Raw genomic sequence first — 7,834 nt, 5'->3', positions numbered from 1 at the left:
CAGCGACTTCGATTACCCGGATGCCGTCTAAGAACGATCCTGCAGACACAATATCATTTCCCTTTGATTGGCGGTTTCCGATTATCTCGTTTCGCCCGGCTTGAAGCCTTCGGCCTCTCTGCGTGCGGCTCTCGCAGACTGACAGGCTATCGAAAGCCAGTGGGCGCCGCGCGAGTGATTTTCAGCAACTAGTAAGCTTCACTCGAGAAGACTAAGCCGACCGACTCATTCGGCGATCCGACGCAGGCCAGCGCGATATTTGCGCCCGCGACCTGCCGCTCGCCGGAGCGGCCCATAACCTGCATCGCGCTGTCCATTAGATGTGGCACACCCTGAATACGACCACATCCCTGGTTTCCTCCTGAGGTGTTCAGCGGAACGTCCGGATCGGCGATCCAGGCCAGTCCCTCGCCCTCAGGGCAAAATCCCATGCCGTCGGCCCAATAAGCAACAAACGGTGTGTAGCCGTCATATAGGTTAGCAACATCAACATCTTTAATGGAGATGCCTGCATTCGCATAAAGATGCTTGCCCACATGTCGGGTCGCTTCAATCTCGTCTTCTACTCTCGCCCTAAAACACACCGGCGAGGTAAACTCCGGGGAAACAGTGCTGCCGAGAACATACGCCGGGCGCTCGACCAGTGACTTGGCGCGATCTACTGAGGTAATGACAAAAGCTCCGGCCCCCTGGACGGGCAGGTCGCAGTCGAACATTCCCAGCGGTTCACTGATAGGACGTGCGTTCATGTAGTCGTCCAGCGTCAGGTGCTCAGGACGGTGCTGGCGCCAGTAACTGTTCGGATTCTTCAAACCGTATTCGCGGTTACGAACTACAAACTTTCCCAACTGCTCCTTCGTGCCGCCGTATTTGTGCATATACCGTCTCAGTTGTTGCGCCGGCCTATTCGCGTCGCCAGACAGGCCGTAAGGCCATGACCATTGATTGGTTCCGCCAACAATGGCCTGGTCGATGCGACCGTACCTTCCGGTAGGGTTATGCAAGGCGCGGAAAACAAGTGCGAATCTGCATGTGCCGGCCGCGACGGCGTTTACCGCCTGGACAAACGATTGGGCCACCAAATAACCGGCTAGATCCGACCAGCTTGGGTTCAGCTTCAGCGCTCTGATCATAAACCAGGGGCTCACGATCTCCAGTCCGTCCATGGCGCCGGCTCCTGCGGCCGGGTGCTCCGGAGAGGTCGCGACGCCATCGATGTCCTTAACCTCGAGGCCGGCGTCCCTGATTGCGGCCAGAGCTGCATCCACCGCCAATTTCCCAAGTGGCTCGTCAGCACGGCGATAGATCTTTGAATGCCCCACGCCGACAACGGCAACCTTAGCCCGCGCCATCATTTACCCCTTACGCTTCTGCTGATTCAAACTGCGGAATGAAAACGCCTTCCGCGATTTCCTGAAAAACGACATTTACGGGCATATCATGCCGCATCTGGTCCGCCGCCGTTCCGGGCATATTTGAGAGAAGGGACACTCCCGGCGCATCGTTGAGCTCGATCGTCGCCACTATATAAGGGACTTTGTCTGCAAAGGCGGCGATACGCTGATTCCTGACTATGGCCCAGCTATACACCTGCCCCCTTCCGCTTACTTCGGTGAAGCTCAGTTTGTCAGAAAGGCAATGCGGGCACAAACCGACTGGAGGATGGTGAAATTCCCTGCAATTATCGCATCTTTGAATTGCCAGACGCCTGCTGTTTGCGGCCCTCCAAAACGGAGCACTCAGGCGATCATTTTGATCGGGCATCGGAATTGGAGTCGAATTTCGCTCCGTCTTTGTTGCCTTTGCGTTGGTAGTATCATTAGGCATTCCATATCCTCACCAAATGCACCCGCGACATCGTAGCCAAAAGCCTCCTTCCTGCCTGTTGCACGAAGTGCTCCTTTGACGTGTTCTTCCAGGACGCCGCCATCTTTGTAGATTGCGGCGCCCTCCCTAACCCGCTCAATATAAGCGGGCTTCTAGTCTTCACTTTAGCCAGACTTTGCCGTAGTCGGCTTCATACATCGGATGCATGGCGTTATTCCTCACTGCGAGGGCCGAGCTGTTGTAAAGATTACGCCAATACGGCTGGATAATAATGCCAGAGTCTCGGAGTATCGTCTCGATATCCTTCATCACGACTTTGCGTTTTTCGGGGTCGGTAATTGAGAGCGCCTCGTTGACCTTGGCGTCAAAGTCGGGGTTGGAGTAGCTGGTTTCATTCCACGGCTCGCCGGTGCGATAGGCGAGGGCGAGCACTTGAATACCAAGCGGACGCATATTCCAGCTTGTCAAAGAAAAGGGATACTTCGTCCAACCATTCCAGTATGCCAAACCTGGCAAAACCGTGCGCCTGACCTTGATGCCAGCTTCGCGCAACTGCGCCGCAATGGCATCACCAGTATTTTTTTCCCATTCTGTATCACTAGTGATGAGTTCGTGCTCGAAATCTGCTTGGCCGGCTTCCGTCATCAGGGCCTTGGCCTTGACCACGTCACGAGCAAGTCTCGGAATTTCAACGTACTCGGGGTGGATAGGGCAGACATGATGATTTTCTGCCGGGATGCCCGCATTATCGTACCCAAGCTGCAGCACAGCAGCGTTATCCACCGCCAATTGCAAAGCGTTCCGCACCCTGGAGTCGCCATAGGGTTTGTGCGTCACCTTAGTGCGTGCCACAATGGTAGCGGCGGTAACGACCTCAGAAGTAACCGCACCAATTCCTTCGAGGACTTTCACGTACTCGGCTGAGGTCTCGTAGGTGGTGTGGACTTCTCCGGCCTCGAACGCAGAAATCATTGCCGAAGGATCCGCGCCATAGTCGATCAATTCGACACCGTCGAGGTAAACCTCACCATTCCACCACTTGCCATCTTCCCGCTTCTTATAAACGACGCGCTGACCAACGTCCCACGAAACAAGCTGAAAAGGTCCAGTTCCAATTGGATGCCTGACTAAGTCCTTTCCCGTTTCCTCAAATGAACGGTGAACAATAAGGGCCGTATAGTCCGAAAGACTAGGTATCAACGTGACATCCGATCTCGTAAGCCTGACCTTAATCGTCATGTCATCGACCTTCTCGATCGAGCCTTCTCGTAACTTACCGGTCGTCTCGTCAACTAGCGTGCGAATACGGCTGGACATCGAATTCCCCACAGCTGATTTTTCAGCCCAACGCGTGAAGTTGAATATCACGTCGTCGGCATTAAGATTATCACCATTATGCCACACGACATTAGGGCGGATGTGGAGCGTGTATTCGGTAGCATCCTCGTTGACCTCCCAGCTCTCGAGCAGATAAGGTTCGAAGGTGTGGTCGCGAGTATACTTAACTAACGGCTCAAGCATCTGGCGTTCGGCGTTTCCGGTCGAGGACCCAGCGGCGGCCCGTGGATCGTCGGCGGGCCTGACCGTCATGGCAACCTTCAGGACACCTCCGGCTTTCGGAGTTTCTTCCGCGAAGGCTTCGGTGGGCTTTGCCAGTCCTACTAGTCCGTAGGCCATAGCGGTTGAGGCACCGAACACGCTAGCCATGGCTAGAAATTCACGTCGGTCAAATGTGGCAGACTTAGCCTGCTTTGCCATCCTGAGAATGTGTTCCGGAATCCGGTCGCCGTTACTTTTGAAGACGGTCATGATCTCTGATCTCCCATTTACGTTTTGTTTCGGCGAATTCATCCACTCACTCGAAGCGCCGAGATACGTTTCGTTAAAAAGCGGTTTGTGAGGCCGGTAGAAATGTTCGGTCCACGCGACCGCCTTCCAGACTTCCAACAACCACAAAGCGCGTGCGGATCCACAACGGACCACCCATAAGCACTCTTCCGAATAGGCCAGATGCATAGCGGGAACGACGAAACGGCGGTGTTCTTCCCCCTTGTCACGTCTATGTCATCCGTCAGGACATGAGCTAACATGCCTGCTCAGCGTCACTTGAACCAATTCAGCCACTTTCTAGCTAAAATGTGACGCGATGCTTCGTTGGGTGCCGGTACAGATGCCTCTTGGCCGCAATGGGCAGAGCTCTTGCATGGCACTGTCTGGTCAGGAATTGCTGTGTAACCAGCGAGCATCAGTCTAGTTTTCGCGGCCCGATGGCGCCCCGCGGGTTACTTCAAAATCCCCCGGGTAGGGTCTGTCAAACTCCTCCACCCGCAAGGCAGGACAGAAGTGGATTTGTTAGTTTGCTTTGTTTCCCGGGCAAGGGCTTCAGCGGCTTCTTTGAGGCGATAGCTGCGTCCATCGAACTCGAGCAGATGGCAATGATGCATCAGGCGATCGAGTATCGTCGTGCTCATGGTGTTGTCTCGCAGATATGTCCCCCAGTCCTGTCGCCGACGGCGTGCTCCTGACGCATTGTCGGCGAACCGCAAGACCGGTGAGATCCGCGAAGCGGAGATCTTCGTGGCGGTGCTCGGGGCCTCCAGCTCACCTATGCAGAAACGACCTGGACGCAAACACTCCCCGACTGGATTGGCTCGCATGTTCGGATGTTTCGGTTGTTCCAGGGCGTTCCCAGACTCATAATTCCCGACAATCTGAAGTCGGGCGTCAGTCGCGCCAGCTTCTACGATCCCGAGATCAACCGCAGCTACGGCATGATGGCCTCTCATTATGGCGTCGGTGTTCTTCCGGCACGGCCCAAACGCCCTCGGGATAAATCGAAAGTGGAAAATGGAGTGCGTTTTGCCCAATCCTGCATTCTGGAGCGTCTGTGCAATCAGACCTTCTTCTCGCTGGCTGAGGCTAATGCCGCCATTGGCCAGGCACTCGATCGCATCAACGACCATGTCATGCGCCGCTTGGGCGTCAGTCGCCGGCAATGGCGTTTGGTCCGCGTGTCGACGGATTACCACGTCGAGTTCAAGACCTTCTTTTATTCCGTGCCGCACAGCCTCATTCGCCAGCAGGTCGATCTGAGGGCCACAGCACGCACCATCGAGATCTTCCATCGCGGCAAGCGCGTTGCCGTCCACCAGCGCCGCTACGGCGGTCCTCGGCATGGAACGGATCCAGATGATATGCCCAGTTCGCACCGGCGCTATGCCGAGTGGACACCGGATCGCTTTCGGCGCTGGGCCGCATCCATTGGGCCGCAGACCGAAGGTTTGGTCACCGCTGTTCTCGCCAGCCGTCCGCATCCCGAGCAGGGCTTCCGAAAATGCCTGGGCATCCTGCGCCTCTACCCTTCCACGATCGAGATCGGTGATCGTTACACCCATGCGCTACTGCGCGTTCATCCCCGGATGACGCACCCCGGTTCTGTCGTCCTGCCGACCAACGAACGGCCGTTCAATCCGTCGCGGTAAACCGCCGTGCTGCTGGCGAATGCCGGTCGCATCGGCCCCCAAACCAAGGCCCTGTGCCAACACATATTCGTTGCCGAGGGACGCCCCGGACAGCGCGCGCTGTGGGGCATTGTCGTGCTTGGCCGAAAGTATCCGACACGGCTGGTCGAGCAGGCCTGTGCTCATGCCATCAGCAACGGCATCTTCCGTTGCAAGCACGTACGCCCGACTGTCGAGCGGCTATTTGAGCAGGCGCTGCAACAGGTTGAAGAAGGCCCACAGCCGGCATCGCAGCTCACCCAGGATCATCCACTGATCCGCGCCCCCGCCGAATACGGCGACCTCTTCAGCCGTGCTGTGAGCCACGAGGCCGGCAACGATGGCGGCCAGCTCGACGCTCACGACGACCGCGCCCCAGCAATCCGCGCTCGTGGCGCCTGCGCAACCCGACCAGCTTCGACGCCACGAGCGCTCCCGCTGCGCCTTCTCACCTCAAACTGGAGCCCAAGTCCATGATGACCATGCCTGAAATTGAACGCTGCCTGCGACAGCTGCGCCTGTCGGGCGTCCGCGACACGCTGCAGACGCGCGTGCTGCAGGCGCAGGGCGCAAACCAACCCTTCCTGGAGACTTTCTCCTTGATCCTGCAGGACGAACTCGATCGTCGCCAGTCCCGCCTTATCGAGCGGCGATATCAGCAACCCGGACTCGATGAGAAACTGACGCTCGCCGAGTTCGACTGGTCCTTCAATCCCAAATTGCCGCGCCAAACTTGCTTCCAGCTCCACACGCTGGCCTTCATTGCCGCCGGAGAGAACGCGCTGCTCGTCGGCAAGACCGATCCCACGACATAATGCACACCTCGCTATGTTATTGAAAAAGCTGGATCTGCTGATCCTGTGATTGTGATAATGGACTGTGTCCGCTCCTGCCGGAATGGTGCTGGATATCGAGTTGCTCGATATTTTCATGACGGATGATCCAGGGCGTACCCTTGCAATACTGCTCGGCCTTCAGATCGCCGGCGCGGATCATGCGCAGCACGGTCATTGGCCGCAGGCCGAGCTTCGCAGCCGTTTCCTGCAATGTATACTCGCCGCGCTCCAACCGTTCGTCCTTTTTGTAGACGGCGATGTCGTGCTGGTTGCGGAAAGTGCAGACACGGGACTGCGTCCATCCGTTCAGACGACCCGTGGTTTTGCCGAGCCGGTTGAGAAGCGATGCGATCGCTCTATCCGGCAATTGGCGTGCCAGGGCACGGATCAGGTCCTCGATGTCCGGCGGGGCGCCCCAACGGTGATGGCCTGCCTTGTTCTTCCTGACCGAAAGCGCGGTATGGTCGCCGCCCTGCCAATGCACCAGCATTTTGATGTGGTCGTCTTCGATGGCGACGACAATCTCACGGATCACGGCACGGATGATCCGCTTGCGCGTGGTGGCGGTGGCGTTGGCATGATGCCATGCCAGTTCGAGATCGGCGCCCATGCGCAGCAGGTTCCGCCGTTCCTCTTCTCCCAGAGCCTCAGGCTTGTGGCGGTCGAGCGCGTCAAGCTCGTCCTGACGCTCGCGGACGGCTACGAGCGCGGCATTCCAGCGTCGCTCCAGTTCGCCTGCTACAAGCCGGTTGTCCGGGTCGACGGCGTCATACTGGCGGCGTGCATGGGCGGCTTCATAACGTGCCTGCTCGAGTGCGAGCTCCACATGGCGCCGCTTCTCTCCAGCCTGCACGGTGGAGGTCTCGATGGCCTTGATCGCCGCTTCCATCCCGAGCGGTTGAAGGCGTTGAAGAACCTCCGCGCTGACCGCCTGATCGACCCGCAACGATCCGAAGCCGATGCACGGGTCGGTTCCGTGGTTGACCTGCGCTCCGCGGCAATGATAGCGCCCCGTATTGCCGTTGCTGCCGGAATAGGAGACATGCAGCTTGCGGCCGCAATGGCCGCAGCGCAAGAGACCGCCGAGCAGCAACTCGCCCCGGCGAAGAGCACCGCGCGGCACCAGGCCTTTGCTTGTGGCATTGTCCGTGATCAGGCGCTGATTCCTCTCAGTGCCAGCTCAGGTAACCTTCGTGATGGTCGATGAGCAAGACCTCCCAGTCGGCGCGATCGCGCCTGATCCCACGCAAAATCCGTTTGCGTCCGGCCTCTATGGTGACTTTGCTGCAGGTTCGCCCGAACGCATAGGCGCCGGCGTAGATCGGGTTGGTGAGAATGTGGTGCACCGTATTGTAGACGGGCAGCTTCCAGACGATCGCCCTGTCCGCCGCGCGCGTGTAATTTACGGCAGGGAGCATAATGCCCTCGCGGCGCAACCACAGATGCACCTGCCGGATGCTCTGCAGTTCGTCGAAACGCCGGAATACAAGATCGATCGCCTCGCGGATCCGCAGGTCCGGGTCTTTCTCGACCCGGTTCCGGCCCGACTTGACGTAACCGATCGCCACCGTCAGGAAAAGTTCGCCCCGTCGTGCCTTCTGCTTCAGGGCTTCGATCGAGCGGGCCCGCAGGATCGAAAGCTCCAGTTCGCTCATCGTGCCCTTCATGCCG

General features: G+C 58.0%; 5 protein-coding genes and 3 pseudogenes. 2 read left to right on the top strand and 6 right to left on the bottom strand.

The annotated features are described in order from the left end of the window. Positions 1–188 precede the first annotated feature (188 nt). From NKH19_RS32695 to NKH19_RS32680, 4 genes and pseudogenes are all read right to left on the bottom strand, one after another. Complete coding sequence (locus NKH19_RS32695; protein WP_352983825.1) at positions 189–1,355, bottom strand: thiolase family protein; 1,167 nt, start codon at positions 1,353–1,355, stop codon at positions 189–191. A 7-nt stretch (positions 1,356–1,362) separates the two neighbouring features. Continuing rightward, on the bottom strand, positions 1,363–1,827 hold the full coding sequence (locus NKH19_RS32690) for a Zn-ribbon domain-containing OB-fold protein (protein ID WP_352983824.1): 465 nt from the start codon (positions 1,825–1,827) through the stop codon (positions 1,363–1,365). 159 nt (positions 1,828–1,986) lie between these two features. Next, positions 1,987–3,636: an ABC transporter substrate-binding protein gene (locus NKH19_RS32685; RefSeq protein ID WP_352983822.1), complete on the bottom strand. Its 1,650-nt coding sequence runs from the start codon at positions 3,634–3,636 to the stop codon at positions 1,987–1,989. A gap of 554 nt (positions 3,637–4,190) precedes the next feature. Beyond that, positions 4,191–4,331, bottom strand: a pseudogene (locus NKH19_RS32680) (ATP-binding protein); the annotation flags it as partial. A 159-nt stretch (positions 4,332–4,490) separates the two neighbouring features. Between NKH19_RS32680 and NKH19_RS33725 the strand changes: the two are divergent. Both NKH19_RS33725 and istB read left to right on the top strand, forming a co-directional pair. Further along, a pseudogene (locus tag NKH19_RS33725) lies at positions 4,491–5,791 on the top strand (Mu transposase domain-containing protein); the annotation flags it as partial. Positions 5,792–5,800: 9 nt separating this feature from the next. Further along, positions 5,801–6,124 (top strand): annotated as a pseudogene (istB, locus tag NKH19_RS32665) (IS21-like element IS1631 family helper ATPase IstB); the annotation flags it as partial. Positions 6,125–6,158: 34 nt separating this feature from the next. On the opposite strand, the gene NKH19_RS32660 reads toward istB, so the two are convergent. After that, entirely contained in the window at positions 6,159–7,256 is a 1,098-nt protein-coding gene (locus tag NKH19_RS32660) for a recombinase zinc beta ribbon domain-containing protein (protein ID WP_352983818.1), read from the bottom strand. Positions 7,257–7,332: 76 nt separating this feature from the next. After that, a complete protein-coding gene (locus NKH19_RS32655) occupies positions 7,333–7,818 on the bottom strand; it encodes a recombinase family protein (RefSeq protein ID WP_352983815.1) in 486 nt (161 codons plus the stop codon). Positions 7,819–7,834: the final 16 nt, after the last annotated feature.

The organism is Mesorhizobium sp. M1338 (genome assembly GCF_040318045.1).
Lineage (GTDB): Bacteria > Pseudomonadota > Alphaproteobacteria > Rhizobiales > Rhizobiaceae > Mesorhizobium.
This window is presented reverse-complemented; position numbering and strand designations above follow the sequence as displayed.

Bases quoted from the DNA above. Each gene is read 5' to 3' on its own strand.
- NKH19_RS32695 (WP_352983825.1), bottom strand. From the start codon at position 1,355: ATGATGGCGCGGGCTAAGGTTGCCGTTGTCGGCGTGGGGCATTCAAAG.
- NKH19_RS32690 (WP_352983824.1), bottom strand. From the start codon at position 1,827: ATGCCTAATGATACTACCAACGCAAAGGCAACAAAGACGGAGCGAAAT.
- NKH19_RS32685 (WP_352983822.1), bottom strand. From the start codon at position 3,636: ATGACCGTCTTCAAAAGTAACGGCGACCGGATTCCGGAACACATTCTC.
- NKH19_RS32655 (WP_352983815.1), bottom strand. From the start codon at position 7,818: ATGAGCGAACTGGAGCTTTCGATCCTGCGGGCCCGCTCGATCGAAGCC.